A 26,486-nucleotide genomic window follows, 5' to 3' on the forward strand; every position below is an offset into this window, starting at 1 on the left:
AAGATTAATTCACAATCTGGTATTTTTATTAGTTTCACCATGAAAGCAAAAGGGGCTGAATATATTAGGGTTCAGGAATAGCCTTTCTGTCGCCACGAACAATGTGGCGAATAGAAGGAGGTAAGTATGGAACGCGAATATGAAACCACCGATGACCGTGTGGTCGAGTTGGGTGTCGCCAGCGAGGTGACGAACGGCTTCGGCGGCTCGGGTGCCGACAATCCCGACCAGCAGCCCAATCCGGGAATCCTTGAGGGCTGAAATCAACTGTCTGTCCCGGTCTGCTGCACCGGGACAGACATTCTCGTTAGGTGAGAGGATGACCATCGTTCGCCTCAGGGCTGATGTCGGCTATTGCGAGCTCGACAGAAGCTTCATCTTTCTTGATGTGATGCGCGATCGCTATGTTTCGATTACGCCCGACTTGGAGGCGGCGTTTCGGCGCATTTGCGCTTCAGGCGAGGGTGTCGAGCCACATCTCGCTTTGTTACTGCTACAAACGGGCCTGTTCGAGGCCATTCCAAAAAACTGTGCCGCACAGCCATCGAGGAAGCTGATCACTCCTTCACGGGCGATCACGGTGCCAGACGTCTCCAAGGGCGCGACCTCTAAATTCATAGTCCATTGGGTCCGTGCGATATCATTGCTCGCCGTGTTCCATGGCTTCGCCAGGAGGAAATCCCTCAAGAACTCGATCGCCTTGGCACGATCTCTGTCGAACCACCCCCTATTGCGCATAAAAAATGGCAATAAAGATGCTCTTCTTACAGCATTTGGCTTCGCGACACTTCTGTTTCGAAGGAAAGATCGCTGCTTGCCGGACGCGCTGGCTTTGTTTAGCCTGCTTGCGGCGAGCGGCTATCCCGTCCAGATCACGTTTGGCGTTCGTCGCCTTCCATTTCAAGCGCACTGCTGGGTGCAACAGGACGACGTCGTCCTTGGGCAGGACATTGAAAATGTGCAGGCTTTCTGCCCAATATTGGCTGTCGCATGAACACGGCGTTTTCAGTCGTTCTGCGTAGAGGCGCCTACGAGAATCCGAACTCGAAAAATGAGCAGGTAGTTGACACGTGGGAGATCTCCGCGAGCGGAGATTTATTGGTTCAATGGCTTCGCCAAGATCAATGTCTGGTGATAGGCGACTGCTTCCCGTCCCTAAGCGAGCGAGGTGACGTTAATGAAGATCCGATCCAGACTGTACGCTCAGTGGCGGAAACACATTGGGGTCGCTTCATTTTCATAGCGCGGAACCATTTGACAGGTGCAGTTACCATCTATCGTGATCCTTCCGGGATGGTCCCCTGTTATTATAGCTTCATCGGCGAAACCGTGGCCATCGGCACCGATGTTCGCTCACTTGATGTCATCGGGCTCAGGCAGCACCGCATTGATTGGGACGAGATCGCAAATTCGCTCATAATGCCAAATCTGAGACGCCATCAAACATGTCTGAAAGGCATCTTCGAAGTCGCTCCCGGCGAGATGGTCGTCATAGATGGTGACCGCTCTTGCCGTGAACAGATATGGAATCCGGGCAATTTTATTGGGCGAAACCGACTATGTACTTTCGAGGAGGCTGCCGAACTGCTCGAAGCCACCATGATCCAAACACTGAAGACGTGGTGCGATCGATACGCCCACCCGCTGGTGTCCGTATCAGGCGGTTTCGACTCTTCGGCCGTAGCTGTCCTCGCAAACAAATTCGGATCGACGGAACTCCTGCACCTCTACACGAGATCACCTGTCGGCGATGAAAGGCGGTATGCCGCGATGCTTGCTGGGCATCTGGGCTGCGAGATGAGTATCGCCTTATGCCAGTCAGACGCTGTCACGGTCCAAAAGAATCTGTCATCCGGGCGCCCGCGGCCATCTGCACGGGCATTCACACAGGTCTTTGATGAGATCTCCGCCGGCTATGCGACCAAGGTCGGAGCCAGCGCTCATTTCAGCGGAGGCGGTGGAGACAATGTCTTTGGAAAATTGCACTCTGCCTATCCGTTGGCGGATCGATATCGAAGGAACGGACTTGGAAGAGACCTGATTTCGACCGCCCTTGATGTTTGTCATGTCACTGGAGCCTCTATGCCTGCAGTATTGGGCCAGGCGCTACGTGGACTGAAACCTACTTCAACTCCCGAAGCGTGGAGTGTGCGGCCCGATTTGCTGACCCCGAAAGTCAAGGCGACTATCAACGAGGAACCGCATCCTTGGCTAGTTCGCTGTCGAAACGTCATGCCTGGCGAGTGGCAACTTGTCCGGAATATTGCTCGCGCCACGGCCTTGACCGACCATCTCAACATTGAAGGCGACTTGCCGACAATCTGTCCGCTTCTATCTCAGCCGATAGTCGAACAATGCTTGTCGTTTCCTACCTGGTATTGGGTGTCAGGGGGACGAGACAGGGCGCTCGCACGGGCCGCGTTGCGCGCATATCTTCCGGCGTCGATCCTTGACCGAAGAGGAAAAGGTGCATTCACTGGGCTATTGGCTGAGATTCTGCACAACAATTGGGACCGGATTTACGATGACCTTAAAGAAGGGCTTCTAGCGCAGCATGGCTTACTCGACATTAGCGCAGTCGGCGAAGTTGGGGCACAAGGCGCCGATTCAAATAGGATATTCACTGTTCTGTATATCCACGAGACCGAAATGTGGTGCCGAAACTGGCACTGATTGCAGATTGCTCGCTATTCAGGAAGGCCGATTTTCCGAGTGAGCCATTCTATATTCCTTTGATAGATGGTCAATCGATGCGCGGGCCATATTTTGATGTGCCCTTCGTCAGGATAAACGTACATCTCGATTGGCCAACCCTGATGACGCAATTCGCGATATGTACCTAAGGCCATCCTGTACTCCGCAGATGACGCTTGAATGAGGAGGGGGACCGCCTTCGCACGAGGCGCATCAGACAACGAATCGAGTTCCCAGAATTCCCGATCTTCGCGCCGAGTGGAGGGATAGCCGCCCTTGATGTAGTGATCATCGAGAGCCACGCCTGCGATTTCAAATCCGAATGGCCCCTCGCAACATGTACTTAGAATGGCTGCGGAAAACAGGGAAGAATTTGCCAGTGCGAACGTGGCGGTAACCGCGCCGTCGCTCAGTCCCGTGATCGCGACCCGTTCGGGATCAACTATCCCGGCATCAACTAGTCTGTGGATGACCGTTTCGATGGAAGAAAGGTTACTCCTGCGATCGGCGAACCCCTTGTTGTTATACTGGTCGAACTCCGTCCCGGTACGCGGTGCGCCGGTCAGCGCGAACCATGGGGGGCGATTAAAGCTCAATACGGCGAAACCGCGTGCAGCAAGTGCTTGAATAGGATATTCATCCCCGGTTCCTCCGCGCAGAAAGCCCCTAGATTCATATTGCACGATTACCAGCGGAAGCCGGTGATCATGTCGAAAACCCGGCGGCAGTACGAGATCTCCGAAGGTGCTGATCCCAAAGGCGTTCGACCATTCCAGACGCTGAATATTTCCTAAAAGGCGTGTAGAGAATTCCGGATTGGGATCGAATATTCGGTGGCGCCTCCCATCGCCAATTGAGATTGCGATCACGGACCGAGGCTTGGTGGCCGTCTCTTCCGCGCAGAAGAGATTGTTGCCAGTCAGTTCGCAGCCGAAAATCGCATCGGCTGTACTGAGCAGGGCGCGCGGAGATGTGTCGCCGGCTTTCCACGTATAAAATTCGGTACGACTATCGGCCACGCCCGCGCGGCGCTCGAAAACCAATGTCCGACCGTTGCCCGACCACCAAACGCCATGGACATTCGTGCATACAGCATTGTCGCAGCCGATCGCCCGCCCATTCATGCGAACATTCAGTGTCGGTTTACTACCATGGGCATTCGCCGACGGTGCCGACCAAGCAACATTCTCACGATAAGATGCGTAGGCAACAGCCTTTTCGGGCCATTCTGTTGTCGGAGCAAGCCGTTGTCCTTCATCGGACGGAAATGGGATCGCTTTGCCATGCGCTGAATCTACGGCGCGCTCCACGAGCGGAACGTCTGCGGCTACAAGTGGACGGTCGCTGTATAAGGGGCGAAATCGCTCGTCGTACAGATACCCGGTCCGCCCCTCGTCCTTGATCTTCTCCAAGGCTTCGATCCGGCCGGGACGACTGGAATAAAGAAGTGCTGAACCATCAGATGACCAGGCAAGAGCCTCAATATCGACCGGCGTTGTCATGAGCCGCCTGATGGAACGGTCCTGCAGGTCGAATCGCCATAGTTCCGAATGATCGGGGAACGACTTCGTATAGGCCAGTGATTGACCATCGGGCGACCATCGGAATAGCGGGCTTTTCGGCAGGCCCTGGGGGACCTCCGCCGCTCCATACGCCGTGCTATAGGTGGCAACGATCTCTCCACCGGAATCGATTACGAACGGTTTTCGGCGTGCATCCGTGGGGACGAGAACGACCGCCGTGCAATAGCTGTTGGCGATAGGATCGGCCTGGCGAATTTGAAGTGCCAGTAGGTTGCCATCTGGCGCAAGTTTGAAAGGCTGAGAGGCGATGGCGACACCAAGCCCCCCAAAATCCCTGAGGCGCAGAAGGTCATCCGGTGTAACTGACTGCTTTCTTGCCGCAGGTTCAACGGCGGTGTGTGGTAATTGACAGGCTGTACCTTGTGATTTGGCACTAACAGGAAACGGGAGCACCAGTAGCGCGCAGCCGGCATAGCCCGCCAGACGGAAAAGCTTCATGTCGAGAAACTCGCAAAGAGGGGCGGTTCGATGCCCCCTTATTTTCACCAATCTTTGGACACCGTCAGGCTAATGAAGCGTCCGATCGGCGAGAAATTGGTCGAATCGTAACTCACATAGTCGAGGCTATTGCTCGTCGGTGCGGCATAAGGTGGACGTTGATTGAGTAGGTTTTGGATATTGAACAGCAGACTTGTCTGGGAGAGGACGCCGGACTGTTCCGGAAATTTGTATCGGATAGAGGTGTCGAACGTCGTCTGCGACGCGACCTTCGCTACGGTGGTCGAACGGGTATCTTCCAGCCTGCTGACGTGATTAACATAGAACATCGACGTGAGGCTTCCATCCGTCCAGCCGATGCTTGCGCGTGTTTTGAAGCGCGGCGGATTGAAGATGATGCCAGCCATGTCGACATATGCGCTGGTTGATGACAACTTTTGCTTTGACCACAACCAGGCGCCGTTGGCGTTAAGTAGGAGAGAGGAGACATCACCGGTCGAAATTTTGTAATCGACCGTCAGATCTATGCCGTCAATTTTCTGTCTGGCAGCATTCATGTAACTGTTGTTTAGAATGGCGACGACGTTATTAAGTCCGTCTGTCCCCGCATAATTATAGTATAAGTCGGCATCCGACACTGTTTGATCGATAAGCTCCTCGCTGGGGCTATACGTGACGTATTGGGCGTACACGGCATTCGATAGTGCCTGATAAACCGCCGTTCCAGCTAGAGGTTGGACGACTCGATCCTTATATTTGACGTTGAAATACGTCGCATGGATATCCAGGTTGCTGATAAATTCAGGATGGAACACCAGCGAGGCAGACCACGAAGTTGCCTTCTCAGGTTTGAGGTCCGGATTACCTCCAGAGGCGATGAGCAAGGTCGAGCCGGTCGGGAAGCGCTGTCCCCCGAAAGTCGCTGCCGGATACAATTGAGCGTAGGTAGCCGAGCGCAACTCGTTGAGTGAGGGAACCTTGAAAGATTTCCCCCAAGTCCCTTTCACGTCGATAGATGGCGAAATTCCGTACAAGAAGCCAAATTTTGGCACGGCAACTGCACCAATTCCTGGATAGCGTTCGTATCTCACGGCAGCGTTCGCCGACAGGCGGTAGATAAGGTTGCTCCCTTGACCAGGTTCAACAAAAGGCAATGAAAGTTCGGAAAATCCGTAGTAACTCTCGGCTGATCCCCGGGAGTCGGCTCTTGTGGCTGAATACCGAACCGACGTAAGATGATTATATCGATATCCGGCCCCGAAAACGAGGTCGACGGGGTTTGACAGTAGTCCAAATATTTTTCCGGAGGTAAACGTCTCTACATTGGCCAGTTTATTGCAATAACATCCTGTGATGTGGCTGGTCTGGGTGCTATTATAAAGTCCAATCTGGTCAAACTTGGTGTCGCTCTGTCCGTATGTCCCCATGAGATTAAAGCGCCACTCAGGCGCTATCGCGATATTGACAGACGGGGAAATCGAGTATGACGTCGTTCTCGGGCGATTTTCGTAGACATAGCCGGAGACGAGGCCCATTGTCTGGAAAGATTTCCTGTGGCTATAGGTAGCGTCGACTACGAACTCTGCGGAATCCGAGATAGATTGCTGGCCTGAAAACACTGCATTCGTCTGAATTATCTTCGGATATAACGTGTTGTTGCCTGGCATGTATTTGGTATAGGCGCGCTGATCGCTATAAATTGCGGAATTGTAATCGTGACTGACCGCTGCCAAAATGCCGCCGCGTTGCCACTTTTTTCCCGCAACCAGGCTGTACTGTTGCTGAAAATCGCCACCCGAAGTTGCGCTGCCTAATCGCGCCGACAATGAAGCGCCATCATAATCACGCTTGAGGATTACATTAATGACGCCGCCGACAGCATCGGACCCGTAAATTGCTGAGGCTCCATCGGGAACAACGTCAATCCGGTTTATGGCAGCCAGCGGGATAGCATCTGTATCTACCGCTTGCACAGTAGACCCATACGAAAGACGATGGCCGTTAAGCAGTGTGAGTGTCGCATCCCCGCCAAGACCTCGGAGATTCGGCGACGAGCCCGAGGTGGCGTTGATCCCGCCTCGGCTCGTGACCCCTCTTAATACACCCGGGTTCTGTCCGCTGCCAAAATTTTGAGGAAGGGCGCGCAGCGCCTCTCCAAGATCCGCTTGGCCAGCCAATTGAATGGAATCCGCGCTAAGTCTGATTGTTGAGGAAGATGTTTCCGCAGATTGGATGCGTGATCCTGTGACAATGATGTCATCGCCGTTTCCCGCAGTTCTCGCGCCGGTCGACGCTTCGACAGCCCTCACGATCAATGCGCCTTCAACAACTTCGGCAATCAGACCGGTGCCTTTCAGCAATCGCTTGGCAGCTTCCGCAGGTAAGAAGTGACCCTTGAGGGGTTTTGAAGTTTTACCGCGCAGGGGATCAGCCGGAGCTGAGAACTCCAGGCCGCTTTGCCGTGCGATTGCTCGTAGCGCGTCCGTAAGGGACTGAGCCGGTAGGTTGAAAGTCAATACCTTGTCGGCTTGCGCCAGTGCAGGTGTGGCGCCGATCAACGCGCAGGCGCAAACACCGACGAAAAAGCCGTTACGAACCACTCGCATTTCATCCCCCATTGCCTGGATGGCGCGTTGCGTGACGCGCATACAAAGCTTGACGGGAGAAATTCAGCGGCGAGCATTCCGCCGTTTATTTTGTCAGTACGAGCCTGTCCGACCCTTGGTTCTCAACGGTAAGGCCGAGCGCGCGGGCAAGATGTTTCGCCACACTTTCGGGGTTGCGGATATGCAGCTCCGCACTCACCCGCATCGCGGCAACTTCTGGAGAAGCTGCCACCAGCTTGACGTCGGAATAGAGGTTCACCTCGGCGAGGATCACACTAACGGCCTCATCGTCATAGCTCTTCACGCCGATTGTCCATTGCTCGTCGTTGGCCGGCGCCGGTTCGGTGACAGCATTGCCGGATACCGTGGGTGTGCCAGAGTAGCGTATCCGTTCGCCTGGTTGAAGGTAGCTCTTCGCTGCCGGCACCGATGGCTTGCGTGTCTCGCACGGTGGAGTGACTGCGACGCGCCCTTCGTACAATACCACATTCATCTGGCAATGCGCGCGTCGTTCCACACCGAACCGCGTACCGAGCGCTGTGGTCGTGCCGCCATCAGCGGTGACGGTGAAAGGGCGCGAAGCGTCATGAGCAACAGCGAAGATGGCGCGGCCATGATCAAGCGTGACGTCCCGGCGCTCTTCATGCAACCAGACAAGCAAGCGGCTATCGGTATCGAGCGTTACGACCGACCCGTCGGCAAGCGTAATAGTCCTCACCTCGCCTTTCCGGGTGGTAAAGATCTGTGGCGCATCCTCGGTTTTCGCGCCTGACGAGGCAATTGGTGGCAGAGTGGAGGGCGAACGCACATTCTGCCCCAGCACGAAATGCGCTCCCAAAAGCAGGATGGCGGCCAGCGAAGCTGCGATCGCCAACTTTGCCCAGGGCACGCGTGGGCGGCTCTCTCGTGGACTGCTGTTGTGGCGCTCGTGAACGTTCACGGATGCGGGATCAACGACGTTCGAGATCGCGGCATAGGCAATGTCGAATTCCGCCTGATGTTCGGGCGACTGAGCGCACCAATGCATTGCGGCGGAGCGCAGCGCGGGATCCGTGTGAACCTCCATCGCCCAGCGCCGTGCCTGTTGCTTGACAGTGAGCGAGCCCGGCTCTTCGTCGGTCATCGGCTTTCCATCCTGTCCAGCAGATGGTCCAGCACCTTGAATATCTTCCTCTTCACCGCCCACTCATTCAGTCCCTTAAGCCGACCGATTTCGCGAAAGCTATATCCTTCCACACGGTTTAGCAGAAATAGTTCGCGGTCGAAGGGGTCCAGTGCTTCCAGCAATTGCTCGCAAAAGGCGATGTCGTCACGCGCTGTGAGGATGCGGAGCGGGTCGAACGGGGTCGGGAGATCTTCAGCATCCGACAAGGGGCTTTTCAGATTATCGACGCGCGTTGACGAGAGATCGGCCCGGTCGCGCAGCAAGTTCGTGGCGATCCGGCGTAGATAGGCCTGCGGTGTCGTCAGCATTTTTGCCGTGCCGCTCCGGAGGAAACGGAAGAAGGTTTCCTGAGCGAGCTCGTCAGCTTCTGCATGGGGTACCGAGTTGCGGTGGAAATAGCGGACGAGCCACCGAGTCTCCTCGCGGTACAGCCGAACGATCACATCATCGCCGCGATCTTCGAATTCCTGACCCGCATCGGTGGTGGCATGACCTTCACCGGCCATGACGGACATTTCGGTTCGGGAGGCCGCGCGGATTCCCGGTCGAATAAGGGGACGTCGCCAGCGCGGCGCTCGCGCCGCTGTTTTTTCCCGTTTGTCGTCTTGGCTCCATGCGTCGCACCTATGTCCACTCGGGGCGACGGCCGAAGCCGGATGTTGGAAACCTGCTTAGAGACAGGCGCATGCGCCTTTACCGTTGCCGGCTGGACATACGCACATGCCACCCGGCCGTAAAAATCCGACCGAGTTCCTCTAAGTTGGGGTTTCCACGCCCCACTCCCGGTTTTTACGAGAGCAACCTCATTTGCACATGGAAGCCGTTGAGTGGCAAGAGGGAATTGACACCAGGTGCAATCAACAACGCCCTGTGCAGGGATCGAGCGCGCATCCGGCTCGCCGTTGGCGATCTATCCGTGAGCGGGGATCACCGTTCGCCCGTTCATGCGCAGCGGACCTCAGCATACGATGTGCGTCGGTATATGGCAGTGCAGAACGGTAGGAGATGAATGTCAGGAGAACACACGATAATCAGTGGAGCTCTCACTGATCCTGGCGTGAATGCGGTGTCGGGTAGCTCGTCAGTTTTTCAAAATATCTCCCAACTCATCCATAATGTGATCCATCCGGCATCGGGTCCTGTCCGATAGCGAAACAAGGCTTCGCCTCCGGTCCTCTGGATCGGCCTTACGGTCCAACATGCCCGCATCGATCATCTCCACCGTGCGGCGGAAGGCCGTCGCGGTTGAGAGCCCGGATGTCGCGGCGAGTGCCTTGAATCCCTCTCTCATTCCCTGCTCCCTCGCGCGATAGAGATCGATCACCATGAGCCATTCGGGCCATTGCCGCCTTTCGAGCCCGAGCTTGAGCTCAGCGAGGCGGTGCTGCTGCTTGAGCGCTTCGCAGATGCGCTGTCGCTGATCCATGGCGCTTACCCAGCCCTGGTCCGAAGCGGGACGGGAGCGACCGGCAGGAGCCCCGACCGATAGTCGGCGATCAGCGCCTCCTGATCCGGGCGAAGCATGTCGATTGCGCCGACCGGACCGTTCTGCGCTTCATCCAGCAGCAGCGAGGGGCAGCGCCCCTCGTAAGTGCCAAGGTTGGGCCGATGGGCGCGGTAGCCGGCAAGGCCCATCACATCGCGTGGCAGTGTCCGGGCGACATGTGGCGGATAGGCAAGCCACGGCAGCTCGTAAGGCTTGAGCCATCCGAGACTGTAACTGATGATCATCCCGCGCCGCGGCGTCGCGGTCACGTTCGCTCCGCCTGCATGAAGGGTGGATCCGAGGAACATCAGGGCATCACCCGGCTCCATTTCTGCAGGAACCGCCTCCTCCATGCCGATGAATATTTCGTCCTGGCGCCGGTGACTGCCAGGCCATACCAGCGTTGCGCCATTCTCGGCCGTGTAAGCGGAAAACGGCCACATGACGTTGAGAAGATATTCGACGCCGGGCGCATGGATGGGCCACATGTCCTGGTCCCGGTGTGGCGGCTGGGCGAGACCGCCCGGTTCGATCTCGATCGCCTGGGTGAGGTTGAGCTGGATCGTATCGCACCAGGGCCGGAGAATTCGCTCGGCAACGCCATGGATCAGGGGATCGAGAACGAAACCGGCAGTGCGCGGCGAACGGTGCAGAAGCCCATGAAATCGCCGCGTCGTCTCGCCGTAGAAGGGCCCCTGCGAGAGCGGTGTGGTTTCGAAACCGGCACGCAGATCATCGCCCAGCTTTTCGACCAGAAGCCGAGGCGCTGCACCGCGGACGATGCAGTAGCCGTCCCGGTCGAGCTGATCGCCATAGTGCTCGATGTCCTGCTGCAGGCTGTCGATAGCAATGAGGGTCATGACTATCTCCCTTCAGGCGGCTTCGCGATCGATCGCGGCGGTGGGAAGGATGCGCATCGGAACGTAGGTTCCGGCCGCCCGCAGCTTGTCAGGCGTGTCGGCATCGATTTCGATGAGGAGGGCGCCAGTCGGCAGACCCGCGATCATCTGCGGTATGCCCAGTGGCCGAACCGTCCAGCCCAGCGAGAGGATCTGGCTAAGCCAGCTGGAATCGGCAACGCAGCTATAACCGGCGATGCCGCGCTGGAGGGCGAACTGAACCACGGCTGTTGCGAGCGCATTGCGGACTTCCAGCCTCCTGGCGGCCCGCAGGCCGCGCGAAAGGCATAGCCGGCTCAGTTCGAAGATTTGCGGGCCAACGGGCACGCTTGCGTCGCATAGCGAAGGGAAGATCGTCCCCAGCACATGCGGACGGTTGGTGGGCAACAAGCGGATGGATCCCTCATCGGCGCCGCTGTCGTCGCTGGCGACGATGTAGATTGCATGGTCGTCATCGAACTGGTCGATTTCGAACGCTTCGGCGACCACCGGGACGTCCCAGCCTAGCAGGTCCACGAACACCCGCTTGCGCGCATGATGCATGGCGTCGAGAACCGGGTTGGCGCCCGGCGGTTCGTGTCCTTCGAAAATCCGGATCATGGTGATGCTCCCTGTCTGGCCGGAATCGGCAGGGAGCATCATCGGTGTGAGGGACACCGCGAGTCTGTACCCGGAACTGGGACTTGATCAGTGCATCGAGAGCAACTCGGGATACGTGACGATGCCGTCGAACAGGGCGCGCGCGATGAGGTTGTTGCGCTGGATATTCCCATAGGCCCGCATGATCCGCTTGGCATATTCATGCGTCGTATGTTCCGAGAGGTGCAGGATGTCGGCGATCTCGCCATAGGTCTTGCCGCGCCCGAGCAGGATCAACACTTCTCGCTCTCGAGGTTTGAGCTTGGGCGGCGCGGGGAGTTCAAGACCTGCCCGGAGCCTTACGACGCGCCGCATCGCTTCAAAGGCAAAGGACACCGCGAAGAAGGCGGCAGGCATCGACTCGGATGGCACTGTCTCGAGCCGCGATGTGGCGAAAGTGCAGCTTCCAGCATATTCGCCGGGGAGGTGCATCGGTACCGTGTAACCGCCGCACAGGTTCCGCTTCGCACCCTGTTCGAAGATGTAGCGCTGACGCGGCGTGAGCGTTTCCAGCATCCGGGGGTTGGGCCAGAGGAAGCCGGTGTTTCGCCCGTCGCACGAGATCTGGACCGGGTCATCGAGGAAATACTGCCCGCTTATGATCTCATTCAGCCAGTCGTTGTCGTAATTGGTGAGACCATAAGCGCCGACCGGCGGGTGCAGCAGATCGACATGATGGCTGATCGCGAACCGATCGAATCCCAAAACGAATGTCAGGCGTTCAAGGGCCTCATAGACCCGGTTATCGTCTGACGTCTCCCCCAGAATACTGACTACCTGCTTGTAGTCGTCCCTGTCGAACATCGTATGTCTCCTTAATTCATCTTCGGAAATTTCCTTTCAACGCATCCATTGGTCGCGCCATGTTTGGCGTTGTGTTCGAGAGTGAGCGTCATATTTTCGGCGTCTCGCGAAGTGGAGTGGGAGAAGGAAGGCAGATGATCTGTAGTTTTCTTCCTTTTCAGCGTGGAACCTGCCGTGCCCACACAAAAAGTCCTGACTGCGTTTCGCGAACTTCTTCTTCGAGCGCGTGGTGCACATGAACGTTGGCAACGTGAACGACAGCTTGCGCGTCATACCCGCAAGCTTGAAGCGATACTGCGCGAAGAGCCGCCCTATGTGGCCGAGGCCGTCGACCTCTTTTTCCGCCAGAAACAGCCTGTCACGGTCATCGCGGAGACACTCGGCGTCGACGCCGAAGATGTCCGGGAGGCGCTTCTTCGCATTGTCGAACACTTCGAGGCGGACGTGCATTGATATGTCCATCTGCTTTCCGGGTTCTGGACCAGGGCTCAGCCAATCCGCCGGACCAGCGTATCGAGCTGTGAAGCCCGCGATTGTGGATTGTCTACCCCCGGGGCCGTAGCGTGCGCAGTGGATTGGAGAGATGAGCATCATTTCAGCCACCCCACCTCGCGAAAGCTCAGGATCCCGCGGCGGGCTACGACGAGATGATCGTGCACGACGATACCGAAGCACCGCGCGGCGTTCGCGATAGTCTCCGTGAGATCCCGATCCGCCCGTGACGGTACGGGCGACCCTGACGGGTGATTATGCGCGAGAAGGATGGCGGTGGCATCGAGTTCAAGGCACCGCTTGAGGATCTCACGTGGCCAGACACGGACAGCGGAAACCGACCCGACGCCCATGATCTCGTCGGCGATCAGTTCGTTGTCCGCGTTGAGGAACAGCACACAAAAATGCTCCGCCCGCTCATAGGCTATTTTGCCGCGCAGATAGGCGTGGACGGTCCGATCACTCGACAATATCGGTCGCTCGGCCAAAGGTGCCCGCAGCACCTGCTCCACGACGCGCTGGAAGCAGCGGAATGTTCGCTCGACATCCATGGCGTGGTCGAGCAGCTCGATCCGCTCAGCCGGACAGGCCGCCAGCGCCCCACCCAGTGACCCGAACCGGGTGAAGAGACGATCGGCTAGTTCGCGGGCCCGGTCGGGCCGGGTGAGCCCGATCAGCTCTTCCAGGGCGCGTCGGCACCCCGGCGCTTCAGCCGGTCCTGATGACGCCATGTCGCGGCGATCAGGACGATCTGCGCCAGCCAGCTCCATACCGCTATCGCATGCATGTAAGCGCGCGGCACGACATTCGGCACAGTCTGCAGCATGACATGGAGGATGACCTCGTCCGCCAGCATGGCTGCGACCCACATCGGCCAGAAGCGATTGCTCCGAAGGGATAGCCATAGGAATACTCCCAGGATAGCCAGGTCGGTCAGAAGAATACCTGTCTCGACGTGCTCAAAGCGGTGAATGGCGGGCGATGCAGCCAGAACGCTGAGACCGGCGCCTCCAAGCAGGGTCGCCGCCCCGATCTGTTCGGGACGGCCCCCTTTCACGAACGCATAGCCGCTGCTGACGACCAGCAGAGCGGAGAACAGGATTTGTCTCGTCATGACCCATGGCAACATGATTTGTGAAAGCTCGTCAATCACGAGACGCGGGCGATCAAACCGCCCGCAGGTGCTGGCCGGCGGGCTCCGAGATAGCGCCCCTGACCTTGAGCAGGTCACCGTAGCTCACCTCGGTCAGGCCCATATCGTCACTGGCCTGTTTGAGATTGGCGTGGGTCGCGACGATCCGTTCGCGCGTTTCGGCCACGAGCACCACGGCCGAGGCGGAACTGGCAAAGGCTTCCTGGCCGATGGCCGCCGAGAGACGGGCGTCCAGGCGAGCCAGGGGAAGCGCCGCATTCAGTTCGGCAATCCGGGCGGCGGCAATATCGAGGGCCGCTTCAGCGGCGAAGAGACGTTCAGCGACGTTTCGGGCGATGGTTTGGCGTTGAGCGCGCATGTTTGCTCCTTCCCATCCTCACGGACAGGTTCAAGAATAGGGGTTTTGGGAGAGATGCTGCCCTACTGGCTCACGAGAGTGTTGAGCGCCGAGAGCAGCGACACTGCGGAACCTATGATGACGAGCAGCGCTGCCATCAGGACCACAAAGATGATCAGCGTATAAGATCCGGTCAGGTCATTGTCTTGCCTCCCTGCTGTACGGACGGGAGCCAGATCACGCAGGGCGCGTAACGAGCGAGCGCGGTTTCCATTGGCCAAAGGCCGTTGTTCTTCCGCGAAGCTGTCGACTGCCTGTGCTACCTGCGTCTGTGTGTCCGTAGGTTCGTCAACACGCACATCAGGGCAGGAATCGCGGTTCTCGCCTAGGGGCAATAAATGAGGGGGCAAAAAATGTTGGAATTCTGATGGGGCATTTTGTGCCTCCCAGGCCACGAACATCTGCGCTGCGACCCTGCGGGAAACCCCGCCCAATATCTGGCGCGCCTCGAATATGAGATTGTTCACGGTGCTGGGCGACAGACCCAAAATCAGGCCGATTTCCTTGGCGGAATAGCTCTTTGCCGCCTCGCGCAGACAGTCGCCATGCCGCCGGCTGAGAAGCTTCATCTTGTCCGAATGGTCTGTAACCAAGGGCATTTCCCGTCGCCCTCCTCGGGCAATATGAAGTCGCACCTTTCCTGCTGCGCGTCGTATCCGATCTTCCGGCTATGCTTGCCGGTAACGGTGTCGAATTCGATCACATGCCGCTTCAGACTATACCTCTCCGATCCGCCTGGTGACAGGTCAAACAGGCGATTGGTCAAGGGAATCAACGATATGTAGCCTTAAGGCAACGGTAGACGGTTAAAATCTATTAACCCGGTTCTTACCGGCGACGACTCGCTTTTTCACCCCGACGCCAATCCGAGTCGGGCGCGAGCGGGATGCGGCGAAAGGGAGGGGGAGGGCGAATGGCGAACGAAACGAGGTATCGTCGTGCGAAGCTCCCACTGGATGTCGCCCGTTGCCGACATCCGCATATCCCCCGCCCATGCAGGAAGCGAGCATCGTGGCCCCAGCACCTGACCTCGAGATCGAGGGTGAACGGCTGTGCCGGCGGCTGAGCGGCAGATGGACGACCGGGCAGGGGCTCTGCCTGTGTCCTGCCCATGACGATCACGATCCGAGCCTGTCCATCCGCGTCGGCCGCCGCGCCCTGCTGTTCAAATGCTTTGCGGGCTGTGACACGATCGCCGTTCTCCATGCGATACGCCGCCTGCATCTGCCTCTTCCCCGCCCGGCTCCCGATGTTCCATTATCGCGCTCGAACCAGACCGCTACGCGACCGGGGCCAGCCTTGCGCCTCTGGGATGCATCTGCTCCACTCATCGGGACGCCTGCCGAGACCTACCTGTCCGGGCGCCTGCTCCAGCCGCCGTGGCATGACCTGCGCTATAACGCGCGCGCGCCACTCGGACGCGGTCGCGACGTGGTATTCCGCCCGGCGCTGATCGCTGCGGTGCGCGAGAGGCACCGGATCGTCGCAGTCCATCGGTCCTTCCTCGATCCGCTATCATTGGGTCTGGCAAAGGACCTGACCAATCCTCGCATGATGCTGGGACGTCCGGGTCGCGGCGCGGTGCAGCTTGCGCCCGCAAACGACATCCTGGGTCTCGCCGAAGGGATCGAGACCGCGCTTGCCGCCATGCGGCTGCACCGGCTTCCAGTCTGGGCCACACTGGGCACCGAGCGCGCCGCGCATATCCTCCTGCCCGACAGTCTCGAACGGCTCGTGCTCCTGTTCGACAGGGATGCGGCCGGCTGGTCCGCGCACCAGCGCGCTCTGGAAGCCTATGCCCGGCCCGGCCTGGAGATCCGCAGCGCCTGGCCGCCTGCCGGTCTTAATGACTGGGCCGATGTGCTCGCCACCCGCCTGCGGGCGGCCTGACGAGATGCCTACGAGAGGAGGCTGCCCCGCGTCAGAGACGCGGGACAGCGAACCCATCAGCCGTTGAGGCGATCCTTCACCGCCTTGGCCGGAGCGAAGCTCAGCTTCTTCGACGCCTTGATCGCGATGGTCTCGCCGGTCGCCGGATTGCGGCCCTCGCGCGCAGGGGAATCCTTGATCTTGAACTTGCCGAAGCCGTTCAGCGATATCTCCTCGCCCTTCGCGGCGGCATCGGTGATCAGATCGAAGACGCTGTCGACGGCCTGGCGTGCATCGGCTTTCGTGAGGCCGAGCGCCGCCGCCAGCGCTTCTGCGAGTTCGGAATTGTTCATGAAGTGTCTCCTGGAAAATGGCGAAGCCCGTGTCCTTAGCCGCGCTGCACTCCATGGTCACGACCCAAAAAGGCGCGACCGGAAAGGGGAGGGGGGAAGGGGGCAGGGCGCGCGGCCTGATTGTGCGGGCCGTCTCTGCTCCAGGAGTTATCCTATGATCAAACCAGCCCTTCTCATCCCCGCGAGCCATCTCGCCAAGTCGCCCATCAACGTGCGCAAGCGGACCGATCCGCGCGCCGATGCCGAGCTCGAAGCCAGCATCGCCGCGCACGGCCTCCTTCAGAACCTCGTCGGCGTGCCGGTGTCCCGAAAGAAGGGCCATTACCGTGTCACTGCCGGCGGCCGGCGCCTCGACGCGATCCACCGCCTGATCGAGAAGGGCCGGCTGCGGCCCGATCATGAAGTGCCCGTCCTGGTCCTTTCCAATCCAAACGATGGCCGCGAGATCAGCCTCGTCGAGAATTTTGAACGGGCGCCGCTTTCTCCTGCCGAAGATTGCCTCGCTTTCCGCGATCTTATCGAAGTCGAAAAGCTGAGCCCCGCGGACATCGCCCGGCGCTTCGGCATCGAGGAACGCTTCGTGCTGGGCCGCCTGCGCCTGGCCAATCTCGCCGATCCGATCTTCGCCGCACTTGAGGGCGACGAGATCACGCTCGACGTCGCCAAGGCCTATGCCACGACCGCGGACACGGGCCGACAGATGGCGGTGTGGGAATCGCTGCGGACCGGCTATTCGCGCGATAACGTCAACGAAATCCGGCGGGCACTCAAGACCTACAGCTACCGCGCCGATGATCCCAGGGCACTGCTGGTCGGGCGCGACGCCTATATCGCCGCCGGTGGGCGTGTCGAAGACCAGGATCTGTTTTCGACCGCTACCGATGAGCGCTGGATCGATACCCATATCCTCGACGACCTCGCCGCAGAGAAGCTCGCCGCGCAGGCCGAGGCGATCCGTCAGCGTGAGGGGCTGGGCGAGGTGCGGGTGGTCGCAGCCGAACACGTTCCCTACATGGCGACCTTCGCGCTGCAACCGCTGAGCGGAACTGTCGAGCCCCTCACCGGGGACCAGGAAGCGCGTAAACAGGAGATCGAAGCGGAAATCGCCGGGATCGACCTTCGCGCGGGGGATGAAACCTGTGAGGCCGAAGGCGATGAGGCGCAGCGCTACGCCGACCTCCAGGCTGAACTGGGTGCGATCACCGAGCGTGAGCCCGTGCTCGACGCCGAGCAGAAAGCCTCCGCGCTCGGCTATGTGGTGTTGAAACCCGATGGAACCCCGCAGATCCATCATCAGCTCTACCTCGCACCCGTTGCCGACACGGGTGCCGACGAGAGCGATGACGAAGACGCCGAACCTGCCGACGGGCTCAGCGGCTCCGGTGCGGCGATCGATACCGCGCCCGCCATGAGCCAGCGCCTGCGGGAGATGCTGGCGGTGATGAAGACCGAGCTCCTGGCCGTCCATGTCGCCAGCGACCCGGCATTCGCGCTCGATCTCGGTACCTTCCTCATGGTCGAGCGGGAATGCCGGCATATGCCCTGCATCCTGCCGAGCGATCTATATGCCACGGCGCCCCAACCGCTGCTTGCCGACTTCAAGCCCGGGACCGCGGCTGCGGCAGAATGGCGCAGGCTGGAAGAGGCGCTCGATCGTAGCTGGACGGGCTGCTCAGGGCTTGAGGAGCGCTACGATGCCTTCTGCGCGCTTGGCGATGAAGCGCGGGCGGCCTGGCTCGGATGGGCGATTGCGCGCACGCTCCATGCCGTTCCCGATGGCCGAGAAGGCACCGACTTCCTCAACCATCTCGGCCGCAAGCTCGGCATCGACGTCGCCGCCTGGTGGCGCCCCACCGCACTGACCTTCTTCGACAAGCTGACCAGGCCCGGCATCCTGGCTCTCTTCGAGGAGATCGGCGGCGAGGAATTGCGCGTGCGCTATTCCGGTTCGAAGAAGCACGACCTTGCCGCATCGGCCGAGCGGCTGTTTGGCGGTGACGTGGTCATCGAGCCCGAGATCCAGGAACGGGCGCTCGCCTGGCTGCCCGAGCAGATGCGCTTTGTCCCTGCCGAAGGGGAAGCCGATGCCGATGATAAAGTGGCGAATGCCGATGCGGACATGCCCGTCCCGTCGGCCGACGAATCCGATAAGGCAACCGACGAAACTCTGCCGCGCGCCGCGTGAAGATCGCAGGGACCGGGCCTGTCCCGGTCCCGCCTCGTCCCCTCAGTTCAGGCCACAACACTTCTTGTACTTGCGCCCCGATCCACAGGGGCAGGGATCGTTTCTGCCAATCTTCTGGCGTTTGATGCTGTAAGGCCGGTGCGGATCATTCTCGAGCCGCCACTGATGGAGCATCTCCACCCAGATCGGGATCAGGTCGGGCGCCTCGGTATCCCAGCGATCCTCCTCGGCGCGCGTGAGCTTCCGCGTCCCGTCGGCAAAGGCGCGCAATGTCCGGATGCCCTCGATCGCCGCCCGGCATCCGGCGTCATCGTCGGCCAGAACCCGTAGCCATCCGGCAGGCGAGATGTCCATCGCCTGCCCGAACCCCTCGATCCACATCTCCCACAGCGTCTCGTCGGTCCGGGTGTCGATTTCCAGCACCGGCTCGAACGTGCCGGGCTGTGCCAGCGATGCGAGGATCTCATGGTAGCGATGCATCACCAGATCGATGAAATGCTGCATGCCCCCGGCATCGGCGAAGGTGGGAGTGCCCTCGCCGTCGTCGCCCGCCCAGATCGTCTTCAGCCATTGGCTGGGCACGATGAGGTCCGGGCTGACGATGACGCCGGTGAGGAAGCCGTCAAGCTGGGTGAGCAGCATGCAGTCGTCGCCCTGCGCGAGCAGCAGCTGATCGAGTTCATCGAGATAGTCGAACGAGAAAGCCATTTCCCTTCCTAGCCCGCCTTCGCCCGCTCGTCATCGTTCGGGAAATCTCCCCACAATTCCTGGCAACCGCACCGGGACCAGCGCCCGAGGAGCGGAGGGGGGGAAGGGAACGATGATTGATCCCGTTATCTGCCGAGGTGCCCAAGTATATGTCCCAACTCGCCTTCGCCACCATGGATGCACCAGCATCCTTGCATTGCGTCGCCATCTCGATCGCCCAGCACATGCGCCGCGGCGCGCAGATTACACGGCAGGCCCTCAAGCGCTTCATGCTGGAGGCGTTGGGGGCCGACGACGCCGATGGCGCCTGGACCATGCGCGATGCCTACGATGCACTCGAAGCCGCGCAGGTGATGCTGCTCCAGGACGCCGACTGCCCGCTCCTGCAGGGATCGCCACGGCAGATATTCACGGCACTGCGGAGATTCGAACATGCGCTCCCGACCCAGACCTATCGTTCCGAGCGACAGATCGAATTTCAGCAGTTCAGCACGCCGCTGAGCCTCGCCTGGCTCGTAGGCCTTGCCGGGCAGATCCGGCAGGATGACCTCGTGCTCGAGCCGTCGGCGGGCACGGGGATGCTCGCGGTCCATGCATGGCGAGCGGGTGCGTGCCTGCAACTCAATGAATTAGATCCGAAACGGGCCGACCTGCTCGGCCGGATCTTCGATCGAACCGTTACTCGCCATGACGGTGAACATATCGGCGATCTGCTCGTGGGCGCTCCAAGGCCGACGCTGGTGCTGATCAATCCACCCTTCAGTCGCAGTGCCGGACGAGGTGTCGATCGCCACGCCGGCGCTCGCCATCTGCGGGCCGCGCTGGCCCGCCTCGCTCCCGGCGGCCGCTGCGTGGCGATCATGCCGCCGAACTTCGCGGCGGATGGCACCGCCTCGCTCGGCTACACTGCCGTTGCCGAGATGGCGCCGCCGCGCGCCGAGATCACCATCCGCGGAACCCCCTATGCCAAGCATGGGACCAGTATCGATGTGCGCCTCCTCGTTTACGACAAGGGATGGACAGGAGAAGCCCGGCGTCATGTCGCGGACACGATCGAAGCTGCTCTCGATATCGTGCTGGCTTTTCCCTCCCGGCTTGATCCTTTCGATCCACCCCCGGCGCCCGCACCGACGGCCAGGCCCTGTCCCGCCCCGGAACCCAAGCCACCGCTGACTGCTCCCCTGATAACGCGGCCGTCACGAAAAATAGCGCCGCCAGTCCGCATTCCCGCCCGCGAACCGCCCGAACCGGTATCGTACAGCGTACGCGAGACGCCGCTCGCACCGGGACAGGCGATCGGCATCTATTCCCTGTGGCAACCCGCTCGGCTTGTGATCGACGACGCCTGCGCGCATCCGGACGAACTCGTCGAATCCATCGCGATGGCATCCGTCTCGCTTCCGGCGCCTCGCTACCACCCCCGTCTCCAGAAGCGTGCCTTCAAGGCGCTCTCCGACGCGCAGCTTGAGACCATCATCCATGCAGGCGAAGCGCACGAACGCGATCTTCCCGGGCGCTTCTCGGCCAATCTGGCCGTTGATCGCCTGCTCGAGGACGAGGAGGGCAGCGCCTACCGGACCGGCTTCTTCGTTGCCGATGGAACCGGTGTGGGGAAAGGGCGCGAGGCCGCAGGCATCATTCTCGATCAGTGGAACCGCGGCAATCGCCGCGCGATCTGGATTTCGCTGGCCGATCTCATTGAGGACGCGCGCCGCGACTGGACAGCGCTTGGCGGGCTGGCCATCGATATTCAGCCGGTCGCGAACTTTGCGCTGGGCACGCCGATCACGATGGAAAGTGGCATCGTCTTCCTGACCTACGCTGCGCTGCGCTCGAGCCGCCATGATACGGCATCGCGCCTGCAGCAGCTGCTGGACTGGACCGGTAAGGATTTCTCCGGAGTGATCGTCTTCGACGAATCCCACGCCATGGCCCATGCCGCCGGCACCGAGACGGACTTCGGGAAGGCGCACGGCTCGGAACAGGGGCTCGCCGGCGTCCGCCTGCAAAATGCGCTGCCGCGTGCCCGCATCCTCTATATGTCGGCGACCGGCGCGGCCCGGCCCGAAAGCCTCGCCTATGCCGTTCGCCTCGGGCTCTGGGGAGCCGGTACGGCCTTCGCCACGCGCGACATGTTCATGAAGGCCATGGAAGAGGGCGGCATCGCGGCGCTCGAAGTCGTGTGCCGCGATCTCAAGGCGATGGGTCTCTACATTGCCCGCGCCTTGAGCTTCGCCGGCGTCGAGTATGAACCCCTGGAACATGCGCTCACGCCGGACCAGATCTCGGTTTACGATGCCTACGCGGACAGTTGGGGGATCATCCATCGCGGCCTGCGAGACGTGCTCGCCGAGATCGGCGTGGTCGATAGGATATCCGGCAAGACCCAGAACAGCCAGGCGCGCGGGTCAGCGCTCAGTTCCTTCGAGGGGGCCAAGTTGCGATTCTTCTCCAGCCTGCTCGTGAGCCTGAAGATTCCCACGCTGATCGTGGCCATCGAGCAGGAACTGGCGGCGGGTAATGCCGTGCTGGTACAGCTGGCGAGCACCGGCGAAGCCATCATGGACCGGCGATTGTCCGAACTCTCGCCGGAGGAACGGGCGATGATGGATGTCCAGGTCTCTCCCAAGGAGACCCTCGTCGATTATCTGAAAAATGCCTTCCCGGTGCGCCAGATGCGGGTCTTTCGCGCCGATGACGGCACGGTTCGCTCGGAACCGATGAGTGACGCTCAAGGTAATCCCGTACTATGCAGGCAGGCGATCGCCGCCCGCGACGAACTGATCGAGGACCTGTGCGCTTTGCCTGCCATTCCGACCGCGCTCGACGCGCTGATCGCACATTTTGGTACGGAGCGGGTCGCCGAGATCACCGGCCGTTCCCGGCGCATCGTCACCGACAGTACGGGCCGTCAGAAAATCGAGAGGCGCGGCGCCCGCGCCAATGTCCTCGAGGTGCAGGCCTTTCAGAATGGCAGCAAACAGATCGCCGCCTTCTCTCTCGCAGGCAGCACCGGCCGGTCCATGCATTCGGACCGGAACTGCCCGACCGCGCATTGCCGCCGGACACATTTTCTCCTCGAACTGGGATTTCGCATCCTTTCGGCAGTACAGGGCTTCGGTCGCAGCCACCGCACCAATCAGGTGACGCCGCCGGTCTATCGCCCGCTCACGACCGATTGCCGCGGCGAGCGCCGGTTCCTCAGCACGATTATCCGGGGCCTCGAAGCGCTCGGCGCGCTGACCCGGGGCCAGCGTCAGGCCGGATCGCAGAATCTTTTCGATCCATCCGACAGTCTGGAATCCGAGTTCGCGCGCGATGCGCTCGTCCAGTGGTTCCATCTTCTTTATGAGGGCAAGCTGCGCAGTGTGACGCTCGCCGATTTCCAGGAGATCACCGGATTGGAACTGTGCGACGAGGGCGGGGAACTGAAGGAGCGCCTGCCGCCGATCCACCGCTGGCTCAATCGCATCCTGGCCTTGCGCATCGCCACGCAGAACCGCATCTTCGAAGAATTCCTGGGACTGGTCGAGGATCGCGTCGAGGCGGCGCGGGCCGCCGGGACGCTTGATCTGGGGATCGAGACGATCCGCGCCGAACGTGTGCATGTTCTGTCCGACCAGCTCCTGCGCGCCGACCCGGTGACCGGCGCGGAAACGAGGCTGTTACGGCTCGAACTTCATCGAAGACCGCCGGTCACCAGTTGGGCCGCGTTGCAGTACGAGTTGCGCGGTTCGGACGACGTGCGGTGGCTGCACAACACGCGCTCGGGTCGGGTGGCGCTCTATGTGCCGACATGGCCGGGGCAGGACGACGAGGGCCAATGGATCGAACGCTGTTATCTCATACGCCCTGGTGGCCGGGCGCGAATGGACGTCGCGGCACTTGCCGGCAGCCACTGGGAGGAGATCGAGCGTGATAGCTTCCAGGCGCTCTGGGACGCGGAAGCCCGCGATGCTGGGGAAAAGCTTGTGGTCGAAACGATCACGCTCGCGACGGGCCTGCTCCTGCCCGTGTGGAAGAGGCTACCCGCCGATGACGTGTGCGTATGGCGGATCGACGACGGCACCGGCATGTCCATTCTCGGGCGTATCATCCATCCCGGCGCCCTCGAGCGGCTCGAACAGGCATTCGGGCTTGCCGGTGGCGTGATTCTAGGGCCTGACGAGATCATTGCCGGCGCGCGCATGGCCGGCGGCGTAGCGATTCCGGGCCTGGGCCCAGCCAGGCTGGTTCGGGTCCAGGTCAACGATAGTCCCCGCCTCGAAATCCGCGATTACCGGCCGGAGGATCGCACCTGGCTCAAGTCCTGTGGGGCATTCTCGGAGGTCTTGAGTTTCAGGACCAGGTTGTTCCTGCCGCCCGATCGCGCGCGGGCCATATTGACGAGGATCATCGAGGATCGGAATTGATTCTCAGCATGCGCTACCCGTTATGCGGCGCAGGTTCCCTGGCAAATTGCAGGAAGAGGGTGAAGCGCGACAGCATCGCACTTCACCCTCATCATTTATTCCGCAGATGCCGGTGTCTCATCCTTGGCTGCGTCTTTCTTCGCGGCATTCGAACGCTTGCCAGAAGCTTTCGGCTTCGGCGATGCGGCGGACTTGGGTCCGGTGACGATCCCGAGCTTCTTCTTCCTGAGAGCAGGCGCCGCCGTTTCCGGTTTTGTCGCTTCAGGAGTGCTTGTCTCAGGAGCGGTCGGCGGGGCAGCAGCTTCCTTGGCAGCGGCGGGCTTCTTCGCATCGCTGGATGTCTTCGGGGATGCCTTCTTCGCCGCCGGTTTCTTTGCGACAGACTTTGTGGCTGCGCCCTTCGCCTTTCTGGGTGCGGGTGTGGGTGCTGGCGCAGGTGCGGCCGCAACCGAGACAGCCTTTGAAGCCAATGCCATGGGTGCGGCCTCCGACGTCTCGACGGCGATCACGGGAGCCTCGGTCGCGGGCTTGGCGTCAGCCGCCTTTGCGCGCGGGCGCTTGGGCTTTTCCGGCGCCGGAGCCGATGTGGATTCCGGCGTTTGCTCCAAGGCAATCGCGGCAACCTCATCGGCGGGCGTCACTGTATTGGCTTTTCTGCTCGTGCGTTTCGGCTTCTGTGCCTTCAGCGGCGCCGGAGTCGGTGCGGATTCCGGTGTTTGCTCCACGGCGGTGGCGGGGACCTCAGCGACCGGCGTCGCCGCATTGGTTTTTCTATTCGTGCGCTTCGGCTTCTCTTCCTTCACCGGGGCGGGCGTCGGAGTGGCTTCCTGTACGGCCTGTTCGGTGACGGGCGCTTCCGTCTGTGCCATTTCGCTCGCCTTTCTTCCGAGGCCCAGCTTTGCAGCGACAGCGCGGCGATGCTCGGAATAGGCGGGAGCCACCATCGGATAGTCCCGGGGAAGCTTGTAGCGCTCGCGATATTCGGCCGGGGTCAGCCCGTTGGTCGCCAGATGCCGCTTCAGTGTCTTGTACGGCTTGCCGTCGATCATGCTGATGATGTGTTCGCGAGAACCCAGGCTCTTGCGCACCGATACGGCGGGAACATGCTCCACCGGCGCGGGCGTTTCGGCTTCGCCCTTTCCTTCGAGGGCGCCGCGTGTCGCTTCGATGATCCCGGCGATGTCGCCGGCCGGCACCTGGTTGTTCGAGAAATAGGCGCTCAGTAACTGCACCGTCATTGCAGTGAGATCGGGCTGCTCGGTATCGGCCACGCAAAAACTCCAGGCTAAGGGAAGGCAATAGGGAAGTTGTCTCTTGCCGAAAAAGAATTGCCGGAAAGCTAAGCCTGTTCCCACGTCTCATGCAAGTCGTCAGTGAAACAAGCCCGTGAGCCATGGAAGGGGAGGGAGAGAAGCAGAGCGGAGATCAGTTGGAGGTCTCGCTTTTCCATGAGGTGCAACATGGCGAACTGCTTATCCGCGCACATCCTGATCGGCGGCAGACTAGCCCGATCCCGATATCCCCAACTGATCGAGGCGATCAAAGACGATAATCCTGCGGTCGATTGGGACGGTACGCCGTTCGATCCCGGCGATATCCCGGTTGGCAAGCCGCTCGCGCTCATGGATCATGATGTCGCCAACGGCTGTTTCGAAGAAATAGAACGCATATGTCGGCTGCATCGTCTCCACTATGTACGCTGGTCTGGCGCTTCTCCCGGTAGCTTCCCGTCGGTTCGCATCGTTTACACCGGTAGCGGCGAACCACAGAAGTTCCTGACCACTGAGGAAGACGAGCAGGTCTTCTCCATCGAGCGCATCCGGGAACTGGGAAGCATCGAAACAATCGAAGCGGACTACCAGCGCGCGCGCAGGAATCCGCCTCCCCTGCTGATCGTGGACGACGAACCCACCGATGTGGTCATCCCCGAGATCCCCCATGGCTGATCACTATGTTCAGGGCTCGGTCGCATTCACCTCCACCGCGCAGGAAGCCGCACTGATCGAAGAGGCGTGGCAGCATGCCGCTGACCTCGACAACGAACTGGCGCCGGGCGATCCGAGCGCCGAGTTCCTCGCGGCTTTCCCGCCGGTCGAACTGGGCAACCCTTTCAATGGCCTGCTGGCGATCTTCGATGATCCGCGGTTTCCCCAGTTCGGCGCCGAGCTCCGGGTCACCGGAGCAGATCCTTGCATGGTGTCGATCTATGGTGACAGCGATTTTCAACCCGACGCCATCGCCGCGCTGATCCAGCGCTGCTGCCCGCAGACGCTGGGCGAAGCGCCGATCGGCTTTACGTGGAGCTATGGGTCTTCGCGCGCCCGGCCCGAGGATAGCGGCGGCGGATGGTGCGCCATCTTTGCCGATCGGATCGAATTCAGCGAGACTGCCGAGGGACTTTCGAAAGCGCTGCAGCCCGCTGCCGATCCCTGGAGCGATCACCCGCACCATCCCGTGTCCGACTGGAAAACCGATGTCGCCAATGACGAGACCCGTCTCGGCTATCTCGACTGGATCGCCGCACGGCAAAGTTCGGCCGGTGCGGCACCTTAAACCCGATCGCCTCGTCATCCGCACGACGTGAAGCGATCGGCAGCGAGGAC

At 60.5% G+C, this 26,486-nt stretch carries 24 protein-coding genes; 8 read left to right on the forward strand and 16 right to left on the reverse strand.

The genetic code is table 11. The features are described 5' to 3' along the window. The first annotated feature begins 126 nt into the window (after nt 1–126). Genes A8V01_RS28065 through A8V01_RS04515 form a run of 3 tightly spaced genes read left to right on the forward strand, consistent with a single transcriptional unit; the run spans nt 127 to nt 2,673 of the window. Nucleotides 127–261, forward strand: a complete 135-nt coding sequence (locus tag A8V01_RS28065; protein WP_146037182.1) for a benenodin family lasso peptide — start codon at nt 127–129, stop codon at nt 259–261. Between the two features lie 58 nt (nt 262–319). Continuing rightward, a complete protein-coding gene (locus A8V01_RS04510) occupies nt 320–994 on the forward strand; it encodes a lasso peptide biosynthesis B2 protein (RefSeq protein ID WP_103094749.1) in 675 nt (224 codons plus the stop codon). Beyond that, the gene (locus A8V01_RS04515) at nt 991–2,673 is read left to right on the forward strand and encodes an asparagine synthase-related protein (protein WP_103094750.1); all 1,683 of its coding nucleotides are present in this window, start codon (nt 991–993) and stop codon (nt 2,671–2,673) included. Before A8V01_RS04510 ends, A8V01_RS04515 begins: the two co-directional genes overlap by 4 nt. A 14-nt stretch (nt 2,674–2,687) precedes the next feature. Here A8V01_RS04515 and A8V01_RS04520 read toward each other — a convergent pair whose 3' ends face one another. The 13 genes from A8V01_RS04520 to A8V01_RS04580 form a co-directional block, all read right to left on the reverse strand. Next, on the reverse strand, nt 2,688–4,715 hold the full coding sequence (locus A8V01_RS04520; RefSeq protein ID WP_103094751.1) for an Atxe2 family lasso peptide isopeptidase: 2,028 nt from the start codon (nt 4,713–4,715) through the stop codon (nt 2,688–2,690). Nucleotides 4,716–4,759: 44 nt separating this feature from the next. Beyond that, a complete protein-coding gene (locus A8V01_RS04525; RefSeq protein ID WP_245892325.1) occupies nt 4,760–7,363 on the reverse strand; it encodes a TonB-dependent receptor plug domain-containing protein in 2,604 nt (867 codons plus the stop codon). A gap of 43 nt (nt 7,364–7,406) precedes the next feature. Continuing rightward, nucleotides 7,407–8,444, reverse strand: coding sequence for a FecR family protein (locus A8V01_RS04530; protein WP_103094752.1), 1,038 nt, complete (start codon nt 8,442–8,444; stop codon nt 7,407–7,409). Then, complete coding sequence (locus A8V01_RS04535; protein ID WP_245892326.1) at nt 8,441–9,001, reverse strand: RNA polymerase sigma factor; 561 nt, start codon at nt 8,999–9,001, stop codon at nt 8,441–8,443. The genes A8V01_RS04530 and A8V01_RS04535 overlap by 4 nt, the downstream gene beginning before the upstream one ends. A gap of 566 nt (nt 9,002–9,567) precedes the next feature. Beyond that, the gene (locus tag A8V01_RS04540; RefSeq protein WP_103094753.1) at nt 9,568–9,912 is read right to left on the reverse strand and encodes a MarR family transcriptional regulator; all 345 of its coding nucleotides are present in this window, start codon (nt 9,910–9,912) and stop codon (nt 9,568–9,570) included. Nucleotides 9,913–9,917: 5 nt separating this feature from the next. Beyond that, the gene (locus tag A8V01_RS04545; protein WP_103094754.1) at nt 9,918–10,832 is read right to left on the reverse strand and encodes a phytanoyl-CoA dioxygenase family protein; all 915 of its coding nucleotides are present in this window, start codon (nt 10,830–10,832) and stop codon (nt 9,918–9,920) included. 12 nt (nt 10,833–10,844) lie between these two features. Beyond that, nucleotides 10,845–11,471, reverse strand: a complete 627-nt coding sequence (locus tag A8V01_RS04550; protein WP_103094819.1) for an acyl-homoserine-lactone synthase — start codon at nt 11,469–11,471, stop codon at nt 10,845–10,847. A gap of 87 nt (nt 11,472–11,558) precedes the next feature. Next, complete coding sequence (locus A8V01_RS04555) at nt 11,559–12,314, reverse strand: helix-turn-helix transcriptional regulator (protein WP_103094755.1); 756 nt, start codon at nt 12,312–12,314, stop codon at nt 11,559–11,561. Between the two features lie 36 nt (nt 12,315–12,350). After that, entirely contained in the window at nt 12,351–12,764 is a 414-nt protein-coding gene (locus tag A8V01_RS04560) for a hypothetical protein (RefSeq protein WP_146037183.1), read from the reverse strand. Nucleotides 12,765–12,904: 140 nt separating this feature from the next. Continuing rightward, entirely contained in the window at nt 12,905–13,537 is a 633-nt protein-coding gene (locus A8V01_RS04565; RefSeq protein WP_170065829.1) for a JAB domain-containing protein, read from the reverse strand. After that, nucleotides 13,480–13,959, reverse strand: coding sequence for a hypothetical protein (locus tag A8V01_RS04570; RefSeq protein ID WP_245892327.1), 480 nt, complete (start codon nt 13,957–13,959; stop codon nt 13,480–13,482). The genes A8V01_RS04565 and A8V01_RS04570 overlap by 58 nt, the downstream gene beginning before the upstream one ends. A gap of 13 nt (nt 13,960–13,972) precedes the next feature. Next, nucleotides 13,973–14,317: a hypothetical protein gene (locus A8V01_RS04575; protein ID WP_103094759.1), complete on the reverse strand. Its 345-nt coding sequence runs from the start codon at nt 14,315–14,317 to the stop codon at nt 13,973–13,975. 62 nt (nt 14,318–14,379) lie between these two features. Next, the gene (locus A8V01_RS04580) at nt 14,380–14,925 is read right to left on the reverse strand and encodes a LuxR C-terminal-related transcriptional regulator (RefSeq protein WP_170065830.1); all 546 of its coding nucleotides are present in this window, start codon (nt 14,923–14,925) and stop codon (nt 14,380–14,382) included. 442 nt (nt 14,926–15,367) lie between these two features. On the opposite strand from A8V01_RS04580, the gene A8V01_RS04585 reads away from it, so the two are divergent. Beyond that, on the forward strand, nt 15,368–16,246 hold the full coding sequence (locus tag A8V01_RS04585; protein ID WP_245892328.1) for a DUF7146 domain-containing protein: 879 nt from the start codon (nt 15,368–15,370) through the stop codon (nt 16,244–16,246). 56 nt (nt 16,247–16,302) lie between these two features. Here A8V01_RS04585 and A8V01_RS04590 read toward each other — a convergent pair whose 3' ends face one another. Beyond that, a complete protein-coding gene (locus tag A8V01_RS04590; protein ID WP_010336351.1) occupies nt 16,303–16,578 on the reverse strand; it encodes an HU family DNA-binding protein in 276 nt (91 codons plus the stop codon). A 154-nt stretch (nt 16,579–16,732) separates the two neighbouring features. Between A8V01_RS04590 and A8V01_RS04595 the strand changes: the two genes are divergently transcribed. Further along, the gene (locus A8V01_RS04595) at nt 16,733–18,763 is read left to right on the forward strand and encodes a ParB/RepB/Spo0J family partition protein (RefSeq protein ID WP_103094762.1); all 2,031 of its coding nucleotides are present in this window, start codon (nt 16,733–16,735) and stop codon (nt 18,761–18,763) included. Between the two features lie 42 nt (nt 18,764–18,805). Here A8V01_RS04595 and A8V01_RS04600 read toward each other — a convergent pair whose 3' ends face one another. After that, complete coding sequence (locus A8V01_RS04600) at nt 18,806–19,471, reverse strand: UPF0149 family protein (RefSeq protein ID WP_103094763.1); 666 nt, start codon at nt 19,469–19,471, stop codon at nt 18,806–18,808. Nucleotides 19,472–19,620: 149 nt separating this feature from the next. Here A8V01_RS04600 and A8V01_RS04605 point away from each other — a divergent pair, with 149 nt between their 5' ends. Further along, nucleotides 19,621–23,883 (forward strand): strawberry notch family protein, encoded by a 4,263-nt coding sequence (locus tag A8V01_RS04605; protein WP_245892329.1) that lies wholly within the window; start codon nt 19,621–19,623, stop codon nt 23,881–23,883. Nucleotides 23,884–23,978: 95 nt separating this feature from the next. Here A8V01_RS04605 and A8V01_RS04610 read toward each other — a convergent pair whose 3' ends face one another. Then, on the reverse strand, nt 23,979–25,154 hold the full coding sequence (locus tag A8V01_RS04610; RefSeq protein WP_103094765.1) for a Ros/MucR family transcriptional regulator: 1,176 nt from the start codon (nt 25,152–25,154) through the stop codon (nt 23,979–23,981). 189 nt (nt 25,155–25,343) lie between these two features. Between A8V01_RS04610 and A8V01_RS04615 the strand changes: the two genes are divergently transcribed. Next, entirely contained in the window at nt 25,344–25,829 is a 486-nt protein-coding gene (locus A8V01_RS04615; RefSeq protein ID WP_103094766.1) for a hypothetical protein, read from the forward strand. Continuing rightward, entirely contained in the window at nt 25,822–26,436 is a 615-nt protein-coding gene (locus tag A8V01_RS04620) for a hypothetical protein (protein WP_103094767.1), read from the forward strand. The genes A8V01_RS04615 and A8V01_RS04620 overlap by 8 nt, the downstream gene beginning before the upstream one ends. The last annotated feature ends 50 nt before the right edge of the window (nt 26,437–26,486 follow it).

Origin of the sequence: Novosphingobium guangzhouense, assembly GCF_002896965.1 — a bacterium.
GTDB classification, from domain to species: domain Bacteria; phylum Pseudomonadota; class Alphaproteobacteria; order Sphingomonadales; family Sphingomonadaceae; genus Novosphingobium; species Novosphingobium guangzhouense.